Here is a 25525-nt window from a genome sequence, read left to right as displayed (position 1 = left end):
ATAACGTCGACAAAAGTACAAAATACAAGCTTTAAAAATGAGGATTTGCTGCGAACGTTCAAAAACAACCGCACACGAGGCAGCCTTCTCGATCAGAAAAATCAGCGAAAAATATTTTGGTGTTTTAACTTGTCGTACAAGTTATCGATACCACGGAGCACACCATGGACTCAGCACACCCCCGCGTGCGCGGCCACAGCCGCGCTCACGACCTGGTCTCCAGCCTGACGCAGCAAATTTTGCTGGGCACCTTCAAGCCAGGCGACAAATTGCCCTCGGAAAACACCTTGGTGCGTGAACATGGGGTCAGCCGCACCGTGGTGCGCGAAGCCTTGTCGAAACTGCAGGCCTCAGGGCTGGTGGAGCCCCGCCACGGGATCGGTACCTTCGTGATAGAGCGCCAGACCCAGGCGGGGCTGCGCGTTGGCGCCGAAAACGCCGCCAGCGTGCGCGACCTGCTGGAACTGCGCATCGGCCTGGAAGGCCAGGCCGCCGCCCTCGCCGCAGTGCGCCGCGACGATGGGCACGTGGCGCGCATGCGCCAGGCGCTGGACGACTATCAAGATTTGGCGGCCGCTGGCGACAGCTGCATCGAGGCCGACCGGCGCTTTCACCTGCTGATCGCCGAGGCCACCGGCAACTTGTACTTCAGCGAAATGATGGCCCAGCTCGGCAGCGGTTTGATCCCCCGCAACCGCATGGCCCTGGCCGAACGCGCCGGCGCCAAGCTGGCCAGGCATGCGTACCTGGCCAACCTGGAGCATGAGGCGATACTCAATGCCATCCGCCGCCAGGACCCGGATGCGGCACGGGCGGCGATGTGCCTGCACCTGTCCAATAGCCGCGACAGATTACTGCCTGAGTGAGCCTGTAGCGGCGATTACCAGGTCAGGCAGATCTTGCCGAAATGCCGATTGCTCTCCTGGTAGCGGAACGCGTCGACGATCTGCTCCAGTTCGAAGTGCTTGTCCACCACCGGCCGCAGGCCATTGGCATCGATCGCCCGCACCATCGCCTGCTGCTGTGCACGGCTGCCGACCAGCACGCCCTGCAGGCGGATTTGCCGCACCAGTGCCTGAACCAACGGCAACTGCCCCGCTACCCCGGTGAGAATGCCGATCAACGACACATGCCCGCCGATGCGCGTGGCAATCATCGACTGCTCCAGGGTCGCCGGCCCGCCCACTTCGATCACATGGTCGACACCGCGGTTGTGGGTCAGCTCACGCACCTTCTCACCCCAGGCCGGGGTGCTCTTGTAGTTGATCAGGTGGTCGGCGCCGAGGGCCTTGAGGCGCTCGAGTTTGGCATCGCTGGACGAGGTCGCGATCACCGTGGCACCCGCCAGCTTGGCGAACTGCAAGGCGAAGATCGACACCCCGCCCGTGCCCTGCACCAGCACGGTATCGCCGGGCTTGAGGTGGTCATCGCTCATCAAGGCACGCCAGGCCGTCAGCCCTGCGGTGGTCAGCGTGGCTGCCTCGGCGTGGCTGTAACCCTTGGGCGCCAGGGTGAAGGCCGTGGCGCGGGCAGTGACCTGTTCACGGGCGTAGCCGTCGAGGCCATCGCCGGGCACCCGGGCAAACCCTTCGACATTGGCCTGGCCGTCGAGCCAGTCTGGGAAAAAGGTACTGACGACGTTGTCGCCGACCTGGAACTCACTGACACCCGGCCCCACTGCCGTGACTTCGCCAGCACCGTCGGCCATGGGGATACGCCGCTCGCTCGGCCCCCACATGCCGCTGACCACGGCGAAGTCGTGGTAGTTGAGGGAACTGGCGTGCAGACGCACAGTGATTTCGCCGGCCTGTGGCGCAGGCGCCTCGCAGGTGCCGACCTGGACGTTGTCGTAGCCGCCGCCAGGTTGGACGTAGATGGCCTTGCTGCTCATGGCTGGGTCTCCATTCAGGGAAAAACTGCGGTTCAGCATAGCCACTGCAGGCTGCCTCCTCCCGTGTGGGAGCGGGTTTACCCGCGAAGAGGCCCGCACGGCCAACAAAAAATCAGCCAAGCATCGCGCGCAACGCTCGGCAATCCGCCGCATGCCAATCCACCAGATGCGGCCATGGGTTATCCGGCAAGTTGACCAATACGGTACGCGCCCCGGCCGCACGCCCACAATCCAGGTCAAAGCGATAGTCACCCACCATCACCAATTCGCTCGGCGCCACACCCCACGCCTCTGCAATCTTCAGCAGGCCATCCGGGCTAGGCTTGGGTTCGGCCTCATCACGGCCAAGCACATGTTCCACCGGGAAGCAGTCGGCCAGGCCGATGGCCTCCAGGGTGACATGCGCCAACTCCCGGGCATTGCGGGTCAGGATCGCCAGCCGGCAGCCACGCCCGGCCAGTTCGCGCACCAGCTCCACCGCCCCCGTCGCGGCCGTCGAAGCCAGCGCCAGGTCGCGTTCATGCTCCAGCAGCCAGGCGTGCTTGGCCGCCGCTTGCGCCGCCGGCAAGGCCGCCAGGTGGGTCAGGATGTCGTCTTCAGGCGGTATCTCCAGCGCTTCGCGAATCGCCGCAAAGTCATGCACCGCCACGGTCAGGGTGCCGTCCATGTCGAACACCCAGTTGCGTACCTCGCCCAGGCTCATGCCCAGTCCTTGCGGTGGCGAATCAGGCCTTCCTGGCTCGACGACGCCACCAGTTGCCCGGCCTGGTTGAAGATGCTGCCACGGCAGAAGCCGCGGGCATTGCCGGCCCACGGGCTGTCGGTGGCGTACAGCAACCACTCGTCGGCGCGCAGGTTGCCATGGAACCACAGCGAATGATCGAGGCTGGCGATCTGCATGTCGCGCTGCCACACCGATTTGCCATGGGGCAGCAAGGCGGTGGTCAGCAGGCCGAAGTCCGAGGCATAAGCCAGCAGGTACTTGTGCAGCGCAGGCACGTCCGGCAGGTTGCCGTCGGCACGGAACCAGGCGTACTTAACCGGGTCGCCGGGCTTGGGGTTGAACGGGTCACGCTCGGTCACCGGGCGGATCTCGATCGGCTTGGCGCACAGCACTTTGTCGCGGATGCGCTCTGGCAGGTGCTCGGCCATGGCACTGGCCAGTTCGACTTCGCTGGGCAGGTTTTCCGGGCCGACCACATCGGGCATCTGCGCCTGGTGCTCGAAGCCCTCTTCGTCGTACTGGAACGACGCGCTGCACGTGAAGATGGTGTGGCCCTTCTGGATCGCCGTCACCCGCCGGGTGCTGAAGCTGCCGCCGTCACGCACGCGGTCCACCGAATAGACCACTGGCAAACTGGCGTCGCCAGGGCGCAGAAAGTAACCGTGCAGCGAATGCACATGGCGCGCATCTTCGACCGTCTGGCTCGCCGCCGACAATGACTGGCCCAGCACTTGCCCGCCGTACAACTGGCGGAAGCCCAGGTCCTGGCTGCGTCCACGGAACAGGTTCTCCTCGATGGACTCGAGGCTCAACAGGTCGACCAGGTCGTCCAACACATGACTCATCGGGGGTTCTCCTAGCAAGGCAACACGGCTCTACAGCGCTTTCATGAAGGCGAATGATACAGGGTTTGTCATTCGCACCGCGCATGCCCATCCATTCAGCCGCGCAGGGTCTGCTCCCAGTGTGCGCGGTCGATGCGGTACAGCACATGCGGGCGCAACGGGTGGCCGGCAGGCAGGCGCGGGTGTTCGAAACTGCCGCTCGGGTCCTGCTGCATGCCGATGGCCTGCATCACTTTCTGCGAGGGCAAGTTGCTCTCACTAGTGAACGACACCACCTCGTCCAGGCGCAATTGGGCGAAGGCACAACGCAGGCAGGTCCAGGCCGCTTCACTGGCAAACCCCAAGCCCCAGTGGCGACGCGCCAGGCGCCAGCCGATTTCTACCGCGGGCGCAAAATCGGCATCGAAGCTGACGTTCAGCAGCCCGGTCATGCCGATGAAGGCGCCGCTGTCTTTGCGCTCCAGCGCCCACAGGCCAAACCCATGCTCATTGAAATGGCCACGGATTCGACCAATCAGCGCGGCCGCCTCCAGGCGCGTCAGGGGTGCCGGAAAATACTGCATCACGTGCGGGTCGGCGCACAGCGCGGCGAACTCGCGCAGGTCGTCGTCGTGCCATTGCCGCAGCACCAGCCGTGCGCTTTCCAGGTGAAGAATTGGGGTCATCGGGTGTGCTCCGGTTTTGCTGTCTTGCAGTTTACAGCGTAGGCGCGGGCGACGGTTTCACTCAAGCGGCGGCGCCTGAATGCAATTTTCACAACGCCTTCACCGCCACCCGACAGGCCGCTCACCAGAATGTCGCCAGCCACGACCACACCCGGCGCGGCCATGCCATCGGAGTCACGCATGCTATCGAGCAATACCCTGGGCCACCCTGCCATCCACGCCCGGCGCAAGCGACGTTTGTCACGCAAGGCCCTCGGTGCCGCTCTGGGCCTGTGCATGGTCGTGGCGGCGTTGACCACCTGGCTGGCAACGAGGACGCACATCGTGGACCTTGGCAACGAGCAACAGTTGAGTGACAGCGGCCTGCTGCAGGATTGGGCCGAAGGCGCAGTGATCGTGATGATCCGCCATGCCGAACGCTGCGACAGCGCACCCGGGCCCTGCCTGGACGACCCCACCGGCATCACCGTGGCCGGCACCCAGGCGGCCACCCGCGTCGGCCAGGGTTTGCACACGTTGGGCTTAAGCAATGCCGATGTGCTGAGCAGCCCCAAAGTACGTACTCGCCAGACCGCGCACTTCATTCTGGGCCAGGCCGTGCCGAGCGCTGCCTGGCTGGAGAGCTGCGACAACCAGTTCGCCGATGAAGCCCTGGCGCGCAAACGCCCTGGTCACAATCTGGTGTTGGTGACCCACAACGGTTGCATCGACCACTTCCAGCGCCAGCAGCGGGTGGTGGGCGGGGAGCGGGAAAGCGGCTATGCCAGTGCGCTGTTCGTGTCGGTCGACGGCAACGGCAAGGCGCGGATTCTCGGGCGCTTGAACGAGCCGGATTGGCAGCGGGTACTGGCCAGCACCGGCAAATGACACGCTAATATCACAAGCCGGTTGCACGGCGCCCCACAACTGGCAAGATCAGCACTGGCCCCGATTGCGAACCGACCATGCCGTTGCCGCTGATCTACCACGATGACTACAGCCCGGAATTCCCCGCCGAGCACCGCTTCCCGATGGACAAGTTTCGCTTGCTGCGCGACCACCTGGTCGACAGCGGCCTGACCCGTGACCAGGACCTGTTGCGCCCGCAAATCTGTCCCAACGACATCCTTGCCCTGGCCCACGACCGAGGCTACATCGAGCGCTACATGAGCGGAGACCTGTCCCGCGAGGACCAGCGTCGCCTCGGCCTGCCCTGGAGCGAGGCGCTGGCCCGGCGCACCGTGCGCGCCGTGGGCGGTTCGCTGCTGAGCGCCGAGCTGGCCTTGCAGCATGGCATCGCCTGCCACTTGGCCGGCGGCACCCACCACGCCCATTACGACCACCCAGCAGGCTTTTGCATCTTCAACGACCTGGCCGTGATCAGCCGCTACCTGCTGGAAGCCGGGCGGGTGCACCGGGTGCTGATCTTCGACTGCGACGTGCACCAGGGCGACGGCACCGCGCGAATTCTGCACGACACCCCCGACGCAATCACCGTATCCCTGCACTGTGAACAGAACTTCCCGGCCCGCAAGGCCCAGAGCGACTGGGACATCCCCCTGCCCCGCGGCATGGGCGACGCGGCCTACCTCAAGGTGGTGGATGACGCCCTCAACTACCTGTTGCCGCTCTACCAGCCAGACCTGGTGCTGTACGACGCCGGCGTCGATGTGCACAAGGACGATGCCCTGGGCTACCTGCAGCTGACCGATGAGGGCCTGGCGGCACGCGACGAGTTGGTGATGCGCCAGTGCCTGGGCCGCGACATCCCGGTGGTGGGCGTGATCGGTGGCGGCTACAGCAAGGACCGCGTGGCCCTGGCACGGCGCCACGGCATCCTGCACCACAGTGCGGCGCGGGTCATGGGTTGTTCACAATGACTGTGGAACCGCCTGTGGATAAGCTGCTGGAAAGCGGCTGCAGCCCTTTAGCTACGCCACCTGCAGAGTATTGATCATTTTTTGATCAGTGCTTCCACCTACCGGCCTGCGCTAGAATGCGCGCTCTTTTCCACAGCCTGCCGCCCCCATGCCCGATCTACACCACTCCACCCCTCCCCTTGTCGCCGTCATCGGTGGCGGCCCCGCCGGCCTGATGGCTGCCGAAGCGCTGGCCCAGGCGGGCTTGGCGGTCGAGGTGTTCGATGCCATGCCCTCGGTCGGCCGCAAGTTCCTGCTGGCAGGTGTCGGCGGCATGAACATCACCCATTCCGAGCCCTACCCGCCCTTTGTCGCACGCTACGCCGAACGCCAAGGCGAGATTGACGGCCTACTGCGCGGCTTCGATGCCGACGCGCTGCGCCAGTGGATTCACGGCCTGGGCATCGAAACCTTCGTCGGTACCTCGGGCCGGGTCTTCCCGCGCGACATGAAGGCCGCGCCCTTGCTGCGCGCCTGGCTCAAGCGCCTGCGCGACAGCGGTGTAGTTATCCACACCCGCCATCGCTGGCTGGGCTGGCATGACGATGGCAGCCTGCGGATCGCTTATCCACAGGGTGAACGCCAGGTACACGCGGCCGCCGTGGTGCTCGCACTGGGTGGGGGTAGCTGGGCGCGTCTGGGTTCGGACGGTGCGTGGCAGCCGCTGCTGGCTGAGCGGGCTGTGGATATCTCGCCCTTGCAGCCGAGCAACTGTGGGTTTGAGGTCGAAAGTTGGAGCACCTTGCTCAAAGACAAGTTTGCCGGCGCACCGCTTAAGAACATTGCCCTGAGCGTGCCCGGCAGCCTGCCGCGCAAAGGTGAGTTCATCCTCACCGCGCAAGGTGTCGAAGGCAGCCTGGTGTATGCCTGGTCGGCGCCGGTGCGTGAGGCCATCAAGCGTGACGGCCGGGGTGTGCTGCTGCTCGACCTGCTGCCGGACAAGGCTGTGGATAACATCGCCCAGGCATTGGCCAAGCCACGCGGCTCGCGCTCCATGGCCAAGCACCTGCACAGCCAGTTGGGCATCGATGGAGTCAAGGCAGCGTTGTTACGGGAGCTGACCGATCAGGCCACGTTCGCCGATCCACAGGCGTTGGCGCGGGCCATCAAGGCGTTGCCGATCACCGTGGTGCGTACCCGGCCGCTGGATGAGGCCATCAGCAGTGCTGGCGGTGTGCGTTTCGAGGGGCTGAGCGAGGGGTTGATGGTCAAGGCATTGCCGGGGGTGTTCTGTGCCGGCGAGATGCTGGACTGGGAGGCGCCGACCGGGGGGTATTTGCTGACGGCGTGTTTTGCCAGCGGGCTGCGCGCCGGGCGGGCGGCGGCGCAATGGGTGGCGGCGGGGGCGGCCTGATAGATCGCCGGGGCTGCTGCGCAGCCCATCGCCGGCAAGCCAGCTCCTACAGGAGCGGCGTTTGCTGTACCTGTGGGAGCCGGCTTGCCGGCGATGGGGCTAGTAGGCCTTTAAGGCTTACGCTTGCGCGGCCCACCATTAAAGCTCGGCACCTTACGCACCGCTTTCACTGACGGCGCCGGGCTCGCCGCCTCGGCACTGTCCATCCAGCGCCCCAAACCACGCTTCGCGCTGTTCTCTTTCGGCTTTTTAGGCTTTTTCGGCTTCTTGATCACCTGGCCACTGGCATCGGTCATCGGCACGCGGTGCTCTGGGATAAAGTCCGGCTCTTCATGCCGCGGCAAGGTCTGGCGGATCAATGTCTCGATCGACGCCAGCATCTGCACTTCGTCGGCACACACCAGCGAAATCGCCTCCCCTTTGTTGCCGGCGCGGCCAGTGCGGCCAATGCGGTGCACATAGTCTTCAGCAACGATCGGCAGGTCGAGGTTGACCACCAGCGGCAGGTCGTCGATATCCAGCCCACGCGCGGCAACATCGGTCGCCACCAACACCTGGATCTCACGGGCCTTGAAGGTATCCAGCGCACGTTGACGCGTGGCCTGCGGGCGATCGCCATGGATGCCGTCGGCGTTGATACCCTCGCTCAACAAGCGCTCCACCAACTGGTCGACACCGTTGCGGGTCTTGGCAAACACCAGCACCTGGCTCCAGCGCTGCTTGCGCAGCAAATGGCAGAACAGGTCGGCCTTGCGCTTTTTGTCCACAGGCACCAACCACTGTTTGACCGTGTTGGCGGCGGCATTGCGGGGGCTCACTTCAATGCTCAGCGGGTCGTTCAGGGCCAGGCCGGCGAGGACCCGGATCTGGTCCGAGAAGGTCGCGGAAAATAGCAACGTCTGGCGCTTGCGTGGCAGCGCGGCGTACACCGACTGCAGCTCTTCGGCAAAGCCCAGGTCGAGCATGCGGTCGGCTTCGTCGAGCACCAGGGTCTGCACCTGGTTGAACTTCACCGCGTTCTGCCGGAACAGGTCGAGCAAGCGGCCCGGGGTGGCGACCAGCAGGTCGACGCCACGGCGCAGGCGCATCATCTGTGGGTTGATGCTCACCCCGCCGTACACCGCATAGGTGCTCAGCGGCAGGTTCTCGGCATACTCGCGCACATTGTTGTGCACCTGCTCGGCCAGCTCGCGGGTCGGTACCAGCACCAGCGCGCGGATCGAGTTGCTGGCAACCTTCTCACCTTCCAGCGCCAGGCGCTGCAGCACCGGCAGGGCAAAGCCTGCGGTCTTGCCGGTGCCGGTCTGGGCCGCAGCCATCAGGTCGCGGCCGGCCAGCACGGCGGGGATGGCCTGGGCCTGGACCGGGGTCGGGGTGGTGTAGTCCAGCTGCTGCAGGGTACGCAGCAAGGGTTCGATCAGGCCGAGTTTGGCGAAATTCATGGCAATACCGTCAGGGGGTTCAGCGAAGGCGGCAAGTTTACCGCAACACCCCCGTCTACTTGCAGATTTCGCCCTTCAACGGTTGCGCAGGCGCTGGTGCCTTGCGCCACTGAGGCAGGCCGATCAGCACCACTGCGCCAATGATCACCGCCATGGCCACGCATTCTTCGGCGCCGATCTGTTCGCCGGCGAAGACGATCCCCAACAGCACCGCCACCGCCGGGTTGACGTAGGCATAGCTGGTCGCAGCCGCCGGGCGCACATGCTTGAGCAGGTACATGTAGGCACTAAACGCCAGGATCGAGCCGAAGAACACCAGGTAGGCCAGCGCGCCCCAACCGGCAGCGGTGGGCATCTGGGTCATGCGCTCGCCCGACAGCACACTGCCGAGCAACAACACGGCACCGCCCACCAGCATTTCGGCGGCACTGGCCATCGGCCCCTGCGGCAGCGGCAAGCTTTTGCTCCATACCGAACCAAATGCCCACGACGCCGCCGCGAACAGAATCAGTGCCGCGCCAATCGGGCTTGCCTGCAGGTTGGAGCCGAGGTTGAGCAGTGCGATACCGGCCAGCCCGAGGCCGATCCCCGCCCATTCGAGCCGCGAGTTGCGGTGGCCGAACAGCAGGCCGAAGACCAGGGTGAACAGCGGCACCGTCGCTACCGCCAAGGCCGCCACGCCGGACGCCACACCGGCGTGTTCGGCCACGGTCACGCCGCCGTTACCACAGCTGAGCAACAGAAAGCCGATTGCCCCTGCGGCCCGCCATTGCGGCCAGGTCGGTGCCGGCACACCGCGCCAGCGCAGAAAGCCATACAACAGGCCCCCGGCGATCAGAAAGCGCACGCCTGCCATGAGCATCGGTGGCCACGATTCGACGCCGATGCGAATGAACAGGTAGGTGGACCCCCAGACCAGGTACAGGGCCATGAAGGCACCGATGAGCAGGAGTGGGAAGCGGCGGGAGGCAGGCATGGCTAAGTACTCGAAATCCGTTTACGGGTGACTTAGTTTAGAAAGGTCACTGGGTAAACTTAAGTTACAAAACCGGAATAAATGAGCGACACACTTGGTGGGGGTGCGTTGAGGTTGTGTGCTGGCCCGGGTGGTTGGTTTGAGATTTTTGGGGCGTTTGAGATCGAGCGCCGCCCGCGCTCAATGCCGCAACAACAACCGCCCTTCAATAGGCACATAACGGCTCGCAGCACGGATCAGTGACATCGCCGTAAGCCCAGGCACGCCATACACCACCGCTTCGGCACCATGGCGCTGGATAACCCGCTCCAGCAACAAATCGAAGTCGCCATCACCGGAGGCCAACACCACCTGGTCCACGCGGCTGGCGGCGTCGATCACATCCAGGGTAATGCCCACATCCCAGTCACCTTTGGCCGAGCCGTCACTGCGCTGGATGTACGGTTTAAGGCGTACCTCGAACCCGAGGTTGCGCAAGATCTGCTGGAACTGCTGTTGCTTGCTGTCACCGCGGTCGATGGCATAGGCCACGGCTTCGACAATCTGCCCTTCACGGCTGACCTCGGCCCACAACGCGGCGTAATTGAAATGGCAGCCATGCGCCTGGCGCACGGTGTAGTAGAGGTTCTGCACGTCGGCGAACAACGCGATCTTTTTCACGGGAACCTCATGGTCTGATGGAATCCGGGGCTGCCGTGCAGCCCCAAATGCCAGCAGTATGCCAGACCCGTCAGACGTAGGAATCGTCGTCGGAGAAGAACCCGCCGTCACCACCGCCGTAATCGGTATCGGCGTAACCACCCTGGTCATTGCCCCAACCGCCGTTGTCGGCCACCTGCTGCTGCCCGCCCTGGTCGTTCCAGCCGCCGCTGTCGCTGGCCGGTGTCGGCTCTTCCTTGATCACTTCCACCACTTCCTCTGGCTGCGAGTTGTGGTTGAACAGGCTGCTGATCCCTTGGGCCAGCAACACCCCGCCGGCCACGCCGGCAGCGGTCTGCATCGCACCGCCGAGGAAGCTGCTGGCGCCCCCTCGCGCTGGCGCTGCGCCGAAGCCAGCTTGCTGCTGTTGCTGCGGTTGCTGCGGGCTGAAGCCCGGCGCCGACGGTTCACGCCAGCCACCCCCGCCAGCAACGGGCGCCGAGGGGCGCTGCGGTTGCACGGCCGGTGGCGTGTTACGCCCACCCGAACCAAAGAGGCTCGACAGAAAACCACCGCCACCATTGCTGGTGGGGCTGCTGTTACCGGCGCGGCTGGCTTCGACCTGTGCGCGAGCTTGCTGGAGCTCCGCCTCCAGTTGCTTGTTCTGCTCGTCAAGGCGCTTGATCGCGGCTTCTTGCACGAGGATCGCCTGGGCCATGTAGTAAGGCGCTGCCGGCTGCTGACGCACATGCGCTTCGATGCACGCCTGGGCCTGCGCGTCGCGCGGCTGGCTCGGGTCTTCCGCTTGCTTGATGCGGCCGAACAGGCTATCGATCAGGGTTTGTTCTTCAGTGTTCATGAAGCTACCTCATGGGGAAGCGGGACAACGGACAGCGTCAAAGATGGGGCGTTCAGGCACTGGATTCAATCACCTCGGCGGTGAAACTTTTTTCAGCAAGTGACAGCTACACGCCTGCTTTGGGCTAAAGTACACCCCTGCTTTTACTGCCATGCGATGTTGACCGATGAATCCGCTGAGCGTTCTGCGCGACTCCCTGTACTTCTTCCGCCGCCACCTGCCGAACATCCTCCCGCTGTGCCTGCCGCTGGTGGTGCTCGAAGCCTTGCTCACCCAGCTGCTGTACCGGCAAATGGGCGACCAGGCGTCGCCGGCCTACGGCATGCTGGTCAGCTTGCTGTTGTACCCGCTGTACAGCGCGGCGCTGATCCTTTACCTCGACACCCGCAGCAATGGCCAGGAGATCGCCAAGCGCGACCTGTTTGCCCGGGCCGTGCAACTGTGGCCGCAGCTGGCCCTGCTGATTCTCATCAGCTCCCTGCTGATCATGGCCGGCCTGGCGTTGTTCATCTTCCCGGGCGTGTGGATCATGATCAACCTGGTGTTCGCCGAGTACCTGCTGGTACTGCGGGGCCTGCCGGTGGTGCAGTCGATGCGCGAAAGTGCGCGGATGACCACCGGCAACTTCCTGCGCATCATGATTTGCGTGCTGGCGGTGCTGGCGCCGATCTGGCTGATCGACGGGCTGCTGCTGATGGCCTTCCCAGCGCCGTCCCCCGGCATGGAACTGGCCATGGACAGCCTCAGCGGCTTCTTGCAGCTGTTCAGCACCGTGGTGCTGTACCGCCTGTTCACGCTGCTGGAGGCTGATGCCGGCGCCTGATGCCAGGCACCTCGCACAAAGCGGGCTCCGTGGAAAACCTGCAGGCTGCCAGCATTGTCCAACATCAGTGACCGTGGTGGCTCCCGACCTTCCAATACGGAGCCTCCATGTCCACTACCACGGCTAACATCCACTGGGCAGAACAGGCCGAGATTTTCCTCGGCACGTTCCAGGTACTCGACTCGGCAACCCCACTCGAAAACATTGCGCAAGAGACGTTAAAATCCGTCTACCTCAGCCTGTTCAAAGACGCCGACCAGAAGGTGATAAGCGGCCAAAGTGATTGGGTAATTGCTGGCCATCAGCAGCCTGCCAGCGTCTTTCGTTTTCTGCTTCACTCGAAAACGTCGAATCGCCTGCACTTCATGATCACCGGCAGTGGAGCGGACCACGACAAGACGATGGGGATCAGCCGCAACGGTTATCTGGGGCTGTACCAATACGCCAGCGTGTCCGACCCCTTCAAGCTTGAACCGCTGCATTGGAGCGACGACAGCTTGATATGCCGTTGGCGCGACCATCAAGGCCATTCGGTTAGGCTCCACCACAACCCCAAAGTGACCGCACCTAACTTTTCTTACCTGAGAGTGCTTGAGGGTAAAGAATCCATTTTCCGCCTCACGCGGGTTCGCACCTAAGCGACAGGCAGAACTTTCAGTCTGTTTCTCCGACTCGCGTCTGGTAGCGCAGAACAGCCGTGAAAAGGTTCATGCTGCCCCCGCCTGCCATGCCTGTCTAACGTGCGTGCTTCCTCAATTGAACACGAGAAAGCACCATGGACGAAGACATTCAAGCGAGCCACGCCAAGTCGTTCCGCGGCAAATTGTACATGCGGTCTGGCGGTCGCAATATTGCGCTTCGGTTGAGCCGCAACAGCGACAATCCCACCTGGGGCACACCCGAAGAGGACTGGCTGCAAGTTGGAGGACGAGAAGATTCGCCAACTGTGGACTTCCATTTCGACTCCCAGACCGAGGATCGACTGCATTATCACCTCTGCATTCCATGGTATCCGCGCACCAAGAAACTGGGTGTTAGCCGCAACGGCTACCTCGGCTTTTACTGGAACGCCGAGGTGACCGACTTCTGGAAAATCGAACCCTTGCACATGACCGAGGAAGGCCTCGTTTGCTATCTACGTGACCACAGGGGCCACCGGGTTGGCGCCATGCACAATGATCAGCATTACAACGGGGACGGGATTGCATTTCTCAACGTAGATCAGGGCGTGGTCGCCCCTTTCCTGCTCAAGCAGATCGGTTGAGGCAGTAGCTCAGGTACCCCGCGGTTTGGCCCGCGCCGTGGCCTCGGCCACCAGCGGGTCATCCGGCCAATAGTGCTTGGGATACCGGCCCTTGAGGTCCTTCTTCACCTCGGCATAGGTCGTGCGCCAGAAGTTGGCCAGGTCCTGGGTCACTTGAACGGGCCGGCGTGCTGGCGATAGCAGGTGCAATTTGACCTGCTGTCGCCCTTGGGCGATGCGTGGCGTGTCTGCCAGGCCAAACAGCTCCTGCAGGCGCACGGCGAGGATGGGCGGGTTTTCACTGTAGTCCAGCCGTATGTGCGAGCCGGACGGCACGGCCAGGTGCGCCGGCGCCCATTCGTCGAGGCGCTGCGGCAAAGGCCATGGCAAGAGGTTGCGCAGCATCGACGACAGGTCCAACGCGGCAAAATGGCTCAAACGGGACACCTTGCCCAGGTAGGGTTGCAGCCAGCCTTCCAGGGTCGCCAGCAGGGCTTCGTCGCTCAAATCTGGCCACTCACTTTGCCCGGTCTTGTCCAGGTCCAGCTGACGTAACAACGCCACCCGCGCCTGCCACTGGCGCAACTCGGGTGTCCAGGTCAGCAGGTTCAAGCCTTTACGCCGTACCAGGCCGAGCAGGGCTCTGGCGCGGGCGTCGTCGTCCAGGCCAGGCAACGGCTCGCGGCTGAGCACCAGTTCGCCGACCTTGGTCTGGCGCTCGGCGCGCAGCACCTGCTCGCGGTCGTCCCAGTCGAGGATATCAATACGCTCGACCTGCTCGGCGAGCACGTCGTCCAGCAGTGCGGGGTCGAACTCGGCCGCCAGGTAAATGCGTTCTTCCCGCTGGCCTTGGCGGCTGCCCAGGTCGGCAATCACCAGCCAGGGGCATTTCATCAAGGCATCGACCTCGGCGAAAAGGGCCGCGCGGCCATTGGCCAGGCGATACTCGGCACCGCCCTCGCGGCGCTGCTGGGCAACCCGGTCTGGGTAGGCCAGCGCCAACAGTGCGCCCAACCAGCGTGGATGATCAGGGTCGGCAACCCCGGCACCCGCCTTGCCACGCAGCAGCCCACGGTACTGGCGGGCCAACTGCCGCGCACGCTGCACGCCGCCCTGCCCGCCTCGGGCTGTTTTGCTTTCACCGCTGACCAGCGCCAGCCGGCTGTGCAGGTCGGCGCCACCCCCGCGCTGGATATCACGCTCACCCAACAAGGCCGCGACATCACAGGCCATGGCCGCCAAGCCCAGACCCTGCCCGCGCAGCAGCAAATGGGCGATACGTGGGTGGGCCGGCAGTTCGGCCATGGCCTGGCCGTGCTCGCTGAGGTTGTCGCGGCTGCCCGCCTTGAAGGCACTGAGCCGTGCCAACAGGTCCTGGGCCTGGGAGAACGCCGCCGCGGGCGGCTGGTCCAGCCAGCGCAGTTGATCAGGCGTGACGCCCCACCGGGCCAGTTGCAAGGCCAGGCCGGCGAGGTCGGCCTGGAGGATTTCTGCGCTGCCATGCGCCGCCAACTGGTCATGCTGGGCCTCGGACCACAGCCGGTAGCACACCCCCGGTTCCAGGCGGCCAGCCCGGCCGGCGCGCTGGGTGGCGCTGGCGCGAGAGATACGCTGGGTGTCGAGCCGCGTCATGCCGCTGCCGGGGTCGAAGCGCGGCACCCGTGCCAAGCCGGCATCAACCACCACGCGCACGCCGTCGATGGTCAGGCTGGTTTCGGCGATGTTGGTGGCCAGCACCACTTTGCGCTTGCCGGCAGGGGCTGGGTCGATCGCCGCACGCTGGGCATTGAGGTCGAGCTCGCCGTGCAATGGGCAAAGCAGGATGTCGGAACGTTCGCCCAGCATGGCCTGAAGGCTCTGATGAACGCGGCGGATTTCGGCCTGGCCGGGCAGGAATACCAGCACGCTGCCGGTCTGATCCGCCAGCGCATGGAGCACGCACTCGACGACCCGCGGCTCGATGAACTCGCCCGGCTGGAACGGCCGACCCCAGCGGATATCCACCGGGTACATGCGGCCTTCGCTGCTGACCACCGGCGCATCGTCGAGCAGCCGCGACAGCCGCTCGCCCTCCAGCGTCGCCGACATCAGCAAGATTTTCAGGGGCGGTTCGTCACGTAGCAGTTCACGCCCATTGAGGCTCAAGGCCAGGGCCAGGTCAGCGTCCAGGCTGCGTTCGTGGAACTCGTCGAAGATCAACAGCCCCACGCCATCCAGCGCAGGGTCTGCCTGCAAGCGGCGTGTGAGGATACCCTCGGTGACCACCTCGATACGGGTCTTCGGCCCGACCTTACTGTCCAGGCGAATGCGGTAGCCCACGGTCTCCCCGACCTTTTCACCCAGCTCGCTGGCCAGCCTTTCGGCCGCCGCGCGGGCGGCCAAGCGGCGTGGTTCGAGCATCACGATGGTTTGCCCGGCCAGCCACGGCGCGTCCAGCAATGCCAAGGGCACACGGGTGGTCTTGCCGGCGCCGGGCGGTGCTTCGAGCACGGCTTCGTCGCGGTTTTCCAGGGCCTGGCGCAAGGCGGGCAAAACAGTATCGATCGGTAATGAAATCATGGTGGTCCTCGAACAGTCGGGCGAGTATAACGGCGAACCCAGCCTGCTCTATCATGGTCTTAGCATCAGGTGCTGGCGCTTCGCTTGCCCTGCTGAATACCTTTTCGGAGATTTACATGCGTATCCCATCCCGTGTCATCGGCGGCGCCCTCATCGTCACCTTGCTGACCCAGCTGACGGCCTGCGGCACGCTGTTCTACCCAGACCGCCGCGGCCAGATCGACGGCAAGATCGACCCCGTGGTCGCCGCCATGGATGCCATCGGCATTCTCTTCTACGTGATCCCCGGGCTGATCGCCTTCGGCATCGACTTTGCCACCGGCGCCATCTACTACCCAGGTGGCCGTACGGCCCAGGTCGCCCCAGAGAAACTGCGCGAAGCGGTGAGCCCGGACGGTAAGGTCGACAACCTCAAGCTGCAGGCCATTCTTGAAAGCGAACTGGGCCAGCGCCTGCCGCTGAACGACCCACGGCTGATCCAGCACCGTGGCAGCGTCGAGCAACTGGCCGCCTACCAGTTGGTACCGGCTGCCTGACCCAGACAAGGACATCGCCCCGGCATGATCACCCCGGCTGAACACCAGCGCCTGCTGCGCCTGGCCACCCGCGCGTCACTGGCGGTGGCCAGCATCCTGGTCGTGAGCAAGGCGCTGGCCTGGTGGCTGAGCGGCTCGGTCAGCCTGTTGGCCGGGTTGACCGATTCGGCACTGGACGCCGTCGCCTCGTTTCTCAACTTGCTCGCCGTGCATTACGCCCTGCGCCCGGCCGATGACGACCATCGGTTTGGCCACGGCAAGGCCGAGGCCTTGGCGGGTATGGCCCAGGCGCTGTTCATCGCAGTCAGCGCGGTGCTGATCGGGGTGCAGGCAGTCGAACGCCTGCAAACCCCACAACCCTTGGGTGACACGGGCGTCGGCATCGCGGTCATGCTGCTTTCACTGGCCTTGACCGTTGCCTTGCTGGCGTTGCAGCACAAGGTCATACGCCTGACCGGCTCCACTGCGGTGCGGGCCGACTCCCTGCACTACCGCTCAGACCTGCTGCTGAACGGCAGCATCTTGCTGGCTTTGCTGCTGACTCAATTTGGCTGGTCGCAACTGGATGCCCTGTTCGGCTTGGGCATTGCCTTCTACATTCTCTGGAGTGCGCTGCAGATCGCGCGGGAGAGCACCGCCATCCTGATGGACAAGGAGCTGCCGGGCGATGTAGGCGAGGCGATGTCCGCCCTGGTGCTGGCCATCCCTGGCGTGAAGGGGGTGCATGATTTGCGTACACGGGTCTCGGGCAACCAGTGGTTCGTGCAGTTGCACCTGGAGTTGCCGGGCGAGCTGGCGCTGCATGAAGCGCACAGTCTGTGCGTGGCGGCATCGGAGGTGATTCGCCAGCGTTATCCACAGGCGGATGTGATGGTGCACGCGGACCCGGTGTAATCCTGTCCTGCCCTATCGCCGGCACAAGCACCACAAGACAGAGCACTGCACAGTTCTGTGGGAGCCGGCTTGCCGGCGATAGGGCCGGATCATTCAGCGACAGTTTCAGTTGATGCTGTAACCCCGCCCGCTGAAACAAGCCCCCAGCGCACGCCGGTAGGTATCGGTCACATTCAAAGGGGGTGCATAGGCCGCCGTCGCCGGGTCAAAGCCTGACTGGCTCACCGCCCAGCGGTGGCACTGGTAGCGGTCCTGTTCCTGCTGCTCCTGCCCCTGGCCATACATCGGATAAGCCACCACATCATAGCCACCCCCTGCCGGAGCCATTGGCACAGGCGCGGGTGCAGCCATCGGCGGGTTCACCACCACATACTCGCGGCTGTCCGCCAGGTACTGGTAATAGGTATCGGCTACCAGGAAGAACAGCGCCCCACCCAGCCAAACCTCACGGGCATACGCCGGCAGGTACTCCACCCGCGCACCATAAGGCGGTGCCACGACGATGTAACTGCCGCCGTGCGGTCGATACCAATAGCCGCCCGAATAGAAGTAGTCGTGCCCGCGGTAAGGCACCTTCCAGTGGCGATCCGGGAAGCGATCGATGGTCTGCCCTGGGCGATACTGCGGCCCTGGCCCCCAGCCATTGCCATGGCCGTCCGGGCGCCCCTGCCAGTCACCGCCCGGCCGCTGCCCCGGCCCACCGGCTTGCCAATAGCGGTTATCGCCATTGTGCCGGGGGATGTCCTGGTAATAGCCCTGGCGCGGGGGCTGGGTCTGGCGTACTTCGTCGCGCGAGTTGAGCGGGGAGCGGCCCGCGGCGGCGCCGTTCGGGTCCTGTGGCCCGTTGCCGCCATGGCCCCCGCCATGCCCCTCATCAGGCCCCTGCGCCACAGCGCCAAGGCTGATGTTCAACGTAACCAAACCAACACCTGCCCACTGCCAGATGCGCGACTTCATGGTGCCCCTCTCGATCAAAATGACTGCAGCCGCCGCCAGTCTACCGCGCCGGCCACACCGGCAACTTAAAATCGCGGACATGAAAAAAGGGAGGCCGTTGGGCCTCCCTTTGGGAATTGTCGTCCGTGCTCGGCACTTGTGGCGCCGGCTCACCTCACGCCGTCTTCTGGACGGTGTGTAGCCCGGGGGCCTGGCGGATCCTGTTGGATGGCTGGGCCGCGACCGCTCGCCTAGAGCGCGTCGCCGTGGACTGATGTCCGGGCAGTGATTCTGTGGATAAAGATACCGGGCAGCGGGCGGCAGAGGATTGCGAAGATTGCTCAGATAAATAGCACTTGCGCAATTTTTCACCTTAGATTGATAATTCACCGCAATCTGAACAGAAAAGGCATATTCCATGAGCAAACTTGACCGCTACGACCTGAGCATCCTCGCCGAACTGCAGCGCGATGCGCGCATTTCCAACCAGGAGCTGGCCGAACGCATCGGCTTGTCGCCTTCGCCGTGCTCGCGTCGGGTCAAACAACTTGAGGACGACGGCTACATCTCGCGCCAGGTTGCCCTGCTCGATCGCAAGAAGCTGGGGTTGAGCCTGACCGCCTATGTCCTGATCGGCATGGACCGCCACACCCCAGAGCGCTTCGAGACCTTCGAGGCCGCCATCCGCAACTTGCCCCAGGTGCTTGAATGCAGCCTGGTCACCGGTATGGACGCCGACTACCAGCTCAAGGTGGTGGTACCGGACATGGACCACTATCAGAAATTGCTACTCGGCAGCCTGACCCGCATCGAAGGCGTCACCAGCGTGCGTTCGAGCTTCGTGCTGAACCAGGTACTGGCCAGTACCGAGCTTCCATTGACCCACCTGCGTTGAATACTTCATCGCCCGGCGTATGATCGAGCGCTCAGCCTGCCTGGAGAACACTGATGGATCCCGCCGTATTCGAAGAATGGATGATGATCATCCTCGTCACCGTGTTGATCGGTTTCATGGGCTTTATCGTCTGGGACCTGGCGAAAAAGTCCAAGGCCGGGCGGTTTGGCACCCTGATCCTGTTCTTCGTGCTGGGGCTTGGGGTACTGGCCTTTATCATCAAGAGCGTGGTAGTGGCGTTTCTGGAAGGGGTGTAACAGCCGGGCATGGGCCAGGGACCCTGTGGGAGCTGGCTTGCCAGCGATCACCGGCGAAGCCGGTGCCATACACCCCAGCGCCTGCATCGCCGGCAAGCCGGCTCCCACCCGAACTATGTAGCCTGCAAGTCTAGCGCCGCACCTGTGGGAGCTGGCTTGCCAGCGATGAGGCCGGAACAAGCACCACAAGACAGTTGCTCCCACAGAGACTTGAACAGGCTTCGAGGTTTCCCAGTTATCTCGGTAGCTTGGCTGGCACTTCGCGCCAACAGCCTTGGTCCAGGCCGTCCAGCGTCCAGTCGCCAATCCGCACCCGCACCAGGCGCAAGGTCGGCAACCCCACCGCCGCCGTCATCCGCCGCACCTGGCGGTTGCGCCCTTCGCGAATCACCAGCTCCAGCCAATGGGTCGGCACGCTCTTGCGAAAACGTACCGGCGGGTTGCGCGGCCACAGTTCAGGCTCATCCAGGCGGCGGGCCTCGGCCGGCAAGGTCGGGCCGTCATTGAGCATCACCCCCTCGCGCAGGCGTTGCAACTGCTCGTCGCTCGGCTCACCTTCCACTTGTACCCAGTACGTCTTGGCCAGCTTGTGCTTGGGGTCGGCGATGCGCGCCTGCAGGCCGCCATGGTTGGTCAGCAGCAGCAGGCCTTCACTGTCGCGGTCCAGCCGCCCGGCCGGGTAGACGCCCGGGATGTCGATGAAGTCCTTGAGGGTCGCGCGCCCTTCACCATCGCTGAACTGGGTCAGCACGTCGAACGGCTTGTTGAACAGGATCAAACGCGGCTCGGCCGGCGGCGCCTTGGGCTGGCGACGCGGGTCGGCAGGCCGCGCCTGAGGGCGGCGCGGCTTGGAACGGGGTGGCAGGGGCATGGATCCTCAGCGGAACGGCGGCTCATCGAAGCTGCGCAGTTTACGCGAGTGCAACGAATTGAGCTCGGTACGTAGCAGGTCGAGGGCGGCAATGCCGATCTTCAAATGCTGGCTGACCGCCCGGTTGTAGAACGCGTTGGCCGAGCCCGGCAGCTTGATCTCGCTGTGCAGCGGCTTGTCGGAGACACACAGCAACGTGCCGTACGGCACCCGCAACCGGTAGCCTTGAGCGGCAATGGTGCCACTCTCCATGTCCACCGCCACCGCACGTGACAGGTTGATCAATGGCCGCTCCTGGGCCCAGCGCAGTTCCCAGTTACGGTCGTCGTAGGTCAACACAGTGCCGGTGCGCAGGCGCTTTTTCAGCTGTTCGCCGCGCTCACCGGTCACCTGTGCTGCCGCCTCCTGCAAGGCCATCTGCACCTCGGCCAGGGCCGGGATCGGAATGTTTGGCGGCACCACACGGTCAAGAATGCCGTCGCGCCGCATGTACGCGTGCGCCAGCACATAGTCACCGATGGTCTGCGACTGACGCAGGCCGCCGCAGTGGCCGATCATCAGCCAGCAGTGCGGGCGAAGCACGGCCAGGTGGTCGGTGATGTTCTTGGCATTGGAAGGGCCGACGCCGATGTTGACCAAGGTCACGCCGTCGCCATCGGCGGCGATCAAGTGGTAGGCCGGCATCTGGTAACGGTGCCAGACCACGCTGGCCACCAGGGCCTGGGTTTCGCCATGGTCCATGCCTTTTTCGATCACCACGTTGCCCGGCAGCACCATGCGCACGAAACGCGGGTCGTCACGCAGTTGCTCAAGGCCATGGCTGATGAACTGGTCGACATAGCGGTGGTAGTTGGTCAGCAAAATCCACGGCTGTACATGCCGCCAGTCGCTGCCGGTGTAGTGCACCAGGCGACGCAGCGAGAAGTCGACACGCGCGGCATCGAACAACGCCAGCGGCAAGGTTTCGGTGCTGTCCCAGTCGTACAGGCCGTCGGCGATATTGTCGGTGGCTGCCGACAGGTCGGTGCTGGGGAACACCCGCGCCAGCTGGGCGGCGGTGATACCGCTGCCGGCCAGTTCGTCGCCCTGGTCGACCACGTAGGGATACGGGATGTTCTGCTCGCTCACACCCACTTCCACTGTCACGGTGTAGTCGTGCATGAGCGGGCGCAGTTGCTCGAGCAGATAGCCACGGAACGCGGCTGGCTGGGTGACGGTGACGCTGTAGGTGCCGGCGACCTGGACCTTGGCGTAGGCACGCGTGGTGGCCGCGACTTCACCCTGGCTGTAATAGGTCAGACGCAGCGCGGGATAACGGAACAGCTCGCGCTCGTCGGCATCGGGCTCGGTTCGGTCCTTGAGGTAGCGCTTGAGGGCTTGGCTGAGGGCACCGGTGGCCTGTTCATGCAGGGCCGCCAGACGGTCGACGGCCTGTTCTGGGGTATCAACGACTACAAAAGCGTGGCTCACACTGTGCTTCCTGTCTGGACATGCATGTGGACCATCTTGCCTGCCTTCGTGGGTAAATACACCCCCATTGATCAGTCTTGCCAGACCGGCGTGGCCCTTGCCACCAGCGCCTGAACATCCACACCCCGCGGCAGCGCGCCATAGGCCCGACCACCAGCGGCCAGGCGGCTGCCGATGAACGCATCGCTGACCACCGCATTACCCGCCTCCAGCAGCAGCTTGGCCTGCAGCGCCAGTGCAATGTCCTCGGTCAGCTGACGGGCGCGATACTGGATGTCGGTGGTGTCGGCGAACGCCCCCTTGAGGTTGCCAATGTGCGCAGCCACCCGTGGGTCGCCATGGCCATCACCCAGCTCGGTGAACAGCGCGTCCAGCACCCCCGGCTCCTTTGACAACGCCCGCAACACATCCAGGCACTGCACATTGCCCGAGCCTTCCCAGGTCGAGTTGACCGGTGCTTCGCGGTACAACCGCGGCAGGATGCTGTCTTCGACGTACCCGGCCCCGCCCAGGCATTCGGCGGCCTCGTTGATCATTGCCGGGGCACGCTTGCAGATCCAGTACTTGCCCACTGCTGTGACCAGCCGGGCAAAATGCGCCTGCTGCGGGTCATCGAGCTGCTCCAGGGCCTGCCCCATGCGCAGGCTCAGGGCCAGCGCCGCCTCGCTCTCCAGCGCCAGGTCGGCCAGCACGTTCTGCATCAGCGGCTGCTCGTTCAATACCCGGCCGCCGACCTTGCGGAACGCGCAATGATGGGCGGCCTGGGTGAGGGCCTGGCGCATCAGGGCACTGGAGCCAACCATGCAGTCGAAACGGGTCATGGCGACCATCTCGATAATGGTCGGCACACCCCGCCCTTCTTCACCCACCATCCACGCCAGGGCGCCCCGAAACTCGACTTCACTGGACGCATTGGAGCTGTTGCCCAGCTTGTTTTTCAAGCGCTGGATATAGAACTGGTTGCGGTTGTCATCCGGGCGATGGCGGGGCAACAGGAAGCAGCTCAGGCCTTTTTCGGTCTGGGCCAGGGTAAGAAAGGCATCGCACATCGGCGCCGAGCAAAACCACTTGTGCCCGACCAGTTCATACGCCTGGCCAGGGCCCGGCGCACCGACCGGGTAGGCCCGCGTGGTGTTGGCACGCACGTCGGTGCCGCCCTGCTTCTCGGTCATGGCCATGCCCAGGGTAACCCCGGCCTTGTGCCGGTCCCCGACGTTGCGCGGGTCATATTCGCAGGCCAGGATTTTCGGCAGCCAGTACTCGGCCAGTTCGGGCTGAAGGCGCAGCGCCGGCACGGCGGCGAAGGTCATGGTCAGCGGGCAGCCTGTACCGGCTTCGGCCTGGCTGTGCAGGTAGGTCATCGAAGCCCGCGCTACGTGGGCACCGGCGCGGGGTTCTGCCCATGGCAGAGAAGGCAGACCGTGCTCGACGGCAGTGCGCATCAGCTCGTGGTAGGCCGGATGGAACTCGACCAAGTCAATACGATGGCCATAACGGTCGTGGCTGCTGAATTCGGGCTTGTGCGCGTTGGCCAAGAAGCCCGCAGCCATCAGCGGCCCACCGGCCAAGGCACCGTACGCATCGATCCGCGACTCGGCCCAGCCAGCGCCAAAACGCCGCGACCACTCCTGCAAGGGTTGGTCAAGGCGGTACAGGTTGGCGCCGTCGAGAGACGGCGGCTGGTTGGTGACTTCGTGGGTTTCAGCGTACTGGTGCAGGTTCATTGGCAGCTCCTGGATCCGTGCAGGCCTGAAAGTCCCAGTGAAGCACTCCCTGGGGGTCAGTCAAAGTGACAAAAATGACTAATCGGGATGGCATTTGGCTGCGGCGGTGATTATCGGACGACATCCAAATCTGCATTTCGTGTAGGAGGTTTCCTAAACCATTCTTCCAGTGAAATGTGCCGTTTCCAGAGTGCTAGGTTCGGGCTTCCAGCCTTTCAGGAAGCATCGAACCATGAGCCAGCGTATGAACATCCTTGGCAAAGGCCAGGGACTCGACGGCGACCAGACCACCACAGGAGCCATCTGTATCGCCGGCCAGGCACGTGGGCGTGTACACGGGAGCGGCTGGCTGCTGGTGGGCGACAAAACAACACCCTGCCCACTCTGCGGTAACGAAGGGACCATCGTTGAAGGCGAACGTCGATGGAAGCAGGACGGGATACCGACCGCCGTGGATGGCGCCCTGGTTCAGTGCGGTTGCCCCATAGGCAGCAATCGCTTGGTTGCGCGGGCCCCCAATGGGCCGACCCCGCGCAGAGCGCCCGCTCCTGCGACCGTCTATGAGGCACAGCCACAGGCCCAAACGAGTAGCCCGACAAGCAGTAGCTACCGACCTGAGGGGTTTCAGCCCTCGCCCGCTACGCAAGCCATGGAACCTGGCTTTTATATCCTCCCGCGCTGCATGACCTACCAGGAAGTCCTGGCAGAGCTCGGCGCGCCACAGGCCAACTTGCCGCGTTCAATCCTGGAACGGCTGAACCCGACGTATCAGAGTGGGTTCAAGGCAGGCGAAATCTTTGTCATCGGCGACGGCCAGAGGCGCCCGGTGTGCACCCGTGAAGAGCTACAGGCGATGAGTGCGGCGAAACAGGCACGGGAAGCGTTGGCGAGCCTGACACCAGAAGAAGCCGAATTCATGATGCGTCATCAGGCCGAGATTGCCGGGCTGCTCAGTGATGTGAGCCTGGCGATGGGTGTGAGCGAGGCGATGGTTGCCAAGTCGATGGATGAACTCAGCGCCATTTTGCAAAAAATCGAACATCTTCATAAAGACCAATTCATCAAACACGGGCATCTTCGGCACCCTGAGTTCTTTGCAGAACGTCAAAAGCTGTTCACGCAATTGAGTGCGAACTTGAAAGCGACCGTTCTGAATAAACGCCTCAACCTCGGAAACTATCAAAGTCTGCGGCGGGACTTGGGAATCTCGTCGAGAAGTTTGGTGCATCACTGGAGCAAGGCGGGAGGACCGACACAGATTCCTGGCTACGCGACACATTTGGATAAGCTGGCCAAGATGGCCAAATATTTGAAAACAGGTGGACGTATAGGGATTACCATTGGTGGCATCGGCTCGGCAATTAAAGTCTCTGAAGTATGTAAAGAGGGGAACTCCAAAGCTTGCGAAAAAGTCAAAGTTACTGAGGCAAGTAATTTCTCTGGCGGCTTAGCTGGCGGCTGGGCGGCCGGCAAAATATCAGTCAGAGTCTCTGCGAATGTTTGCTGGAGATTCGGACCTGGGACTCTCGCATGTGGAGTAGTAATCACTGGCGCAGGTGCCTTGGCTGGCAGCGTCTCCGGCATGGAATATGGTGAAAAACTAGGCGAATTAGTCTTCGAGGTCTTTGCAGATGATTGAGCACCTTGACTTAAAACTAAGACTATTCTTGCTAGCAACACCTGCATGCCTAATTTTGATCGGCCTTGCTACTGATGTTCATATCGCCTGCTCTCGCCAATATAAAGAGATGACTTCGGCACTCCAACGGAGTGCGTGCCTTCCATTTGCGACCGGCATGTGGGGGGAGAAAAAGATTGGCTCCAGAGTGCTAGTAATTTCTGTAATCGCTGGCGCCATCGGATCACCAAACTCAAGTATTCGCAGAGGGATTATGGATGAGCGAGATTACCTACAATTCCCTAAGAAGCTAAAAAGCAAAATACTTTTTTCATCATCATTGAACATCATCGGCATCATCTGGATAGCCGTAAATTTCCTCTTCGAATAGCCTATCTGAGAGACC

The 25525-nt window shown here is 63.5% G+C and carries 27 protein-coding genes; 13 read left to right on the top strand and 14 right to left on the bottom strand.

Annotation, left to right across the window (positions count from 1 at the left end; all coding sequences use genetic code 11):
• Positions 1-164: 164 nt before the first annotated feature.
• On the top strand, positions 165-866 hold the full coding sequence (locus QOS90_RS03955) for a FadR/GntR family transcriptional regulator (protein WP_085272363.1): 702 nt from the start codon (positions 165-167) through the stop codon (positions 864-866).
• Between the two features lie 14 nt (positions 867-880).
• On the opposite strand, the gene QOS90_RS03950 is transcribed toward QOS90_RS03955, so the two are convergent.
• The 5 genes from QOS90_RS03950 to QOS90_RS03930 all read right to left on the bottom strand — a co-directional run bounded on the left by QOS90_RS03950 (position 881) and on the right by QOS90_RS03930 (position 4307).
• The gene (locus QOS90_RS03950) at positions 881-1891 is read right to left on the bottom strand and encodes a zinc-dependent alcohol dehydrogenase family protein (RefSeq protein ID WP_085272362.1); all 1011 of its coding nucleotides are present in this window, start codon (positions 1889-1891) and stop codon (positions 881-883) included.
• A gap of 112 nt (positions 1892-2003) precedes the next feature.
• Positions 2004-2594, bottom strand: a complete 591-nt coding sequence (locus tag QOS90_RS03945; protein ID WP_027595073.1) for an HAD family hydrolase — start codon at positions 2592-2594, stop codon at positions 2004-2006.
• The gene (gene tesB / locus QOS90_RS03940) at positions 2591-3460 is read right to left on the bottom strand and encodes an acyl-CoA thioesterase II (RefSeq protein ID WP_027595074.1); all 870 of its coding nucleotides are present in this window, start codon (positions 3458-3460) and stop codon (positions 2591-2593) included. Before tesB ends, QOS90_RS03945 begins: the two co-directional genes overlap by 4 nt.
• Positions 3461-3555: 95 nt before the next feature.
• Entirely contained in the window at positions 3556-4125 is a 570-nt protein-coding gene (locus QOS90_RS03935; RefSeq protein ID WP_085272361.1) for a GNAT family N-acetyltransferase, read from the bottom strand.
• Complete coding sequence (locus QOS90_RS03930) at positions 4122-4307, bottom strand: hypothetical protein (protein WP_027595076.1); 186 nt, start codon at positions 4305-4307, stop codon at positions 4122-4124. The genes QOS90_RS03935 and QOS90_RS03930 overlap by 4 nt, the downstream gene beginning before the upstream one ends.
• On the opposite strand from QOS90_RS03930, the gene pmrG reads away from it, so the two are divergent.
• From pmrG to QOS90_RS03915, 3 genes are all read left to right on the top strand, one after another.
• Positions 4306-4992, top strand: coding sequence for a lipopolysaccharide core heptose(II)-phosphate phosphatase PmrG (gene pmrG / locus QOS90_RS03925; RefSeq protein ID WP_027595077.1), 687 nt, complete (start codon positions 4306-4308; stop codon positions 4990-4992). The two genes, QOS90_RS03930 and pmrG, sit on opposite strands and share 2 nt — an antisense overlap.
• Positions 4993-5069: 77 nt before the next feature.
• Positions 5070-5984 (top strand): histone deacetylase family protein, encoded by a 915-nt coding sequence (locus QOS90_RS03920; protein WP_085272360.1) that lies wholly within the window; start codon positions 5070-5072, stop codon positions 5982-5984.
• Positions 5985-6132: 148 nt separating this feature from the next.
• Positions 6133-7377, top strand: a complete 1245-nt coding sequence (locus QOS90_RS03915) for a TIGR03862 family flavoprotein (protein ID WP_085272359.1) — start codon at positions 6133-6135, stop codon at positions 7375-7377.
• A gap of 110 nt (positions 7378-7487) precedes the next feature.
• On the opposite strand, the gene rhlE1 is transcribed toward QOS90_RS03915, so the two are convergent.
• From rhlE1 to QOS90_RS03895, 4 genes are all read right to left on the bottom strand, one after another.
• Positions 7488-8819, bottom strand: coding sequence for an RNA helicase RhlE1 (gene rhlE1 / locus QOS90_RS03910; RefSeq protein ID WP_085272358.1), 1332 nt, complete (start codon positions 8817-8819; stop codon positions 7488-7490).
• Between the two features lie 55 nt (positions 8820-8874).
• On the bottom strand, positions 8875-9795 hold the full coding sequence (gene yedA, locus QOS90_RS03905) for a drug/metabolite exporter YedA (RefSeq protein ID WP_085272357.1): 921 nt from the start codon (positions 9793-9795) through the stop codon (positions 8875-8877).
• Positions 9796-9975: 180 nt separating this feature from the next.
• On the bottom strand, positions 9976-10455 hold the full coding sequence (locus QOS90_RS03900) for a LabA-like NYN domain-containing protein (RefSeq protein WP_027595082.1): 480 nt from the start codon (positions 10453-10455) through the stop codon (positions 9976-9978).
• Between the two features lie 70 nt (positions 10456-10525).
• A complete protein-coding gene (locus QOS90_RS03895; protein ID WP_085272356.1) occupies positions 10526-11293 on the bottom strand; it encodes a DUF2076 domain-containing protein in 768 nt (255 codons plus the stop codon).
• A gap of 166 nt (positions 11294-11459) precedes the next feature.
• Here QOS90_RS03895 and QOS90_RS03890 point away from each other — a divergent pair, with 166 nt between their 5' ends.
• The 3 genes from QOS90_RS03890 (at position 11460) to QOS90_RS03880 (ending at position 13380) form a co-directional block, all read left to right on the top strand.
• The gene (locus QOS90_RS03890) at positions 11460-12116 is read left to right on the top strand and encodes a YciC family protein (protein ID WP_085272355.1); all 657 of its coding nucleotides are present in this window, start codon (positions 11460-11462) and stop codon (positions 12114-12116) included.
• Positions 12117-12223: 107 nt separating this feature from the next.
• Positions 12224-12754 carry a hypothetical protein gene (locus QOS90_RS03885; RefSeq protein ID WP_085272354.1) on the top strand — a complete coding sequence of 177 codons (531 nt, stop codon included), beginning with the start codon at positions 12224-12226 and terminating at the stop codon, positions 12752-12754.
• Between the two features lie 137 nt (positions 12755-12891).
• Complete coding sequence (locus QOS90_RS03880; protein WP_085272353.1) at positions 12892-13380, top strand: hypothetical protein; 489 nt, start codon at positions 12892-12894, stop codon at positions 13378-13380.
• A gap of 9 nt (positions 13381-13389) precedes the next feature.
• On the opposite strand, the gene hrpB is transcribed toward QOS90_RS03880, so the two are convergent.
• Positions 13390-15918, bottom strand: a complete 2529-nt coding sequence (hrpB, locus tag QOS90_RS03875) for an ATP-dependent helicase HrpB (protein WP_085272352.1) — start codon at positions 15916-15918, stop codon at positions 13390-13392.
• A gap of 116 nt (positions 15919-16034) precedes the next feature.
• Here hrpB and pmcY point away from each other — a divergent pair, with 116 nt between their 5' ends.
• Positions 16035-16454 carry a periplasmic Zn2+ metallochaperone PmcY gene (gene pmcY, locus QOS90_RS03870; RefSeq protein WP_027592641.1) on the top strand — a complete coding sequence of 140 codons (420 nt, stop codon included), beginning with the start codon at positions 16035-16037 and terminating at the stop codon, positions 16452-16454.
• Between the two features lie 24 nt (positions 16455-16478).
• Positions 16479-17348 (top strand): cation diffusion facilitator family transporter, encoded by an 870-nt coding sequence (locus QOS90_RS03865; RefSeq protein WP_085272351.1) that lies wholly within the window; start codon positions 16479-16481, stop codon positions 17346-17348.
• 105 nt (positions 17349-17453) lie between these two features.
• Here QOS90_RS03865 and QOS90_RS03860 read toward each other — a convergent pair whose 3' ends face one another.
• A complete protein-coding gene (locus tag QOS90_RS03860) occupies positions 17454-18305 on the bottom strand; it encodes a DUF6515 family protein (protein ID WP_085272350.1) in 852 nt (283 codons plus the stop codon).
• Between the two features lie 397 nt (positions 18306-18702).
• Here QOS90_RS03860 and QOS90_RS03855 point away from each other — a divergent pair, with 397 nt between their 5' ends.
• A complete protein-coding gene (locus QOS90_RS03855) occupies positions 18703-19179 on the top strand; it encodes an Lrp/AsnC family transcriptional regulator (protein ID WP_003249795.1) in 477 nt (158 codons plus the stop codon).
• Between the two features lie 53 nt (positions 19180-19232).
• Entirely contained in the window at positions 19233-19436 is a 204-nt protein-coding gene (locus QOS90_RS03850; RefSeq protein ID WP_027592638.1) for a DUF2788 domain-containing protein, read from the top strand.
• Positions 19437-19671: 235 nt separating this feature from the next.
• On the opposite strand, the gene QOS90_RS03845 is transcribed toward QOS90_RS03850, so the two are convergent.
• The 3 genes from QOS90_RS03845 to QOS90_RS03835 all read right to left on the bottom strand — a co-directional run bounded on the left by QOS90_RS03845 (position 19672) and on the right by QOS90_RS03835 (position 23501).
• Complete coding sequence (locus QOS90_RS03845; protein ID WP_027592637.1) at positions 19672-20307, bottom strand: pseudouridine synthase; 636 nt, start codon at positions 20305-20307, stop codon at positions 19672-19674.
• A gap of 6 nt (positions 20308-20313) precedes the next feature.
• Complete coding sequence (gene amn / locus QOS90_RS03840; protein WP_085272349.1) at positions 20314-21777, bottom strand: AMP nucleosidase; 1464 nt, start codon at positions 21775-21777, stop codon at positions 20314-20316.
• Between the two features lie 71 nt (positions 21778-21848).
• Entirely contained in the window at positions 21849-23501 is a 1653-nt protein-coding gene (locus QOS90_RS03835) for an acyl-CoA dehydrogenase family protein (RefSeq protein ID WP_085272348.1), read from the bottom strand.
• A 232-nt stretch (positions 23502-23733) separates the two neighbouring features.
• Between QOS90_RS03835 and QOS90_RS03830 the strand changes: the two genes are divergently transcribed.
• Both QOS90_RS03830 and QOS90_RS03825 read left to right on the top strand, forming a co-directional pair.
• Positions 23734-25140 (top strand): PAAR domain-containing protein, encoded by a 1407-nt coding sequence (locus QOS90_RS03830; RefSeq protein ID WP_027592634.1) that lies wholly within the window; start codon positions 23734-23736, stop codon positions 25138-25140.
• Positions 25133-25510, top strand: coding sequence for a hypothetical protein (locus tag QOS90_RS03825; protein WP_081717446.1), 378 nt, complete (start codon positions 25133-25135; stop codon positions 25508-25510). The genes QOS90_RS03830 and QOS90_RS03825 overlap by 8 nt, the downstream gene beginning before the upstream one ends.
• Positions 25511-25525 lie beyond the last annotated feature (15 nt).

Origin of the sequence: Pseudomonas sp. LAIL14HWK12:I10 (genome assembly GCF_900184205.1) — a bacterium.
Taxonomy (GTDB): domain Bacteria; phylum Pseudomonadota; class Gammaproteobacteria; order Pseudomonadales; family Pseudomonadaceae; genus Aquipseudomonas; species Aquipseudomonas kermanshahensis.
The sequence above is the reverse complement of the archived record's forward strand: the minus strand, read 5'-3'. Positions and strand labels throughout refer to the sequence as shown.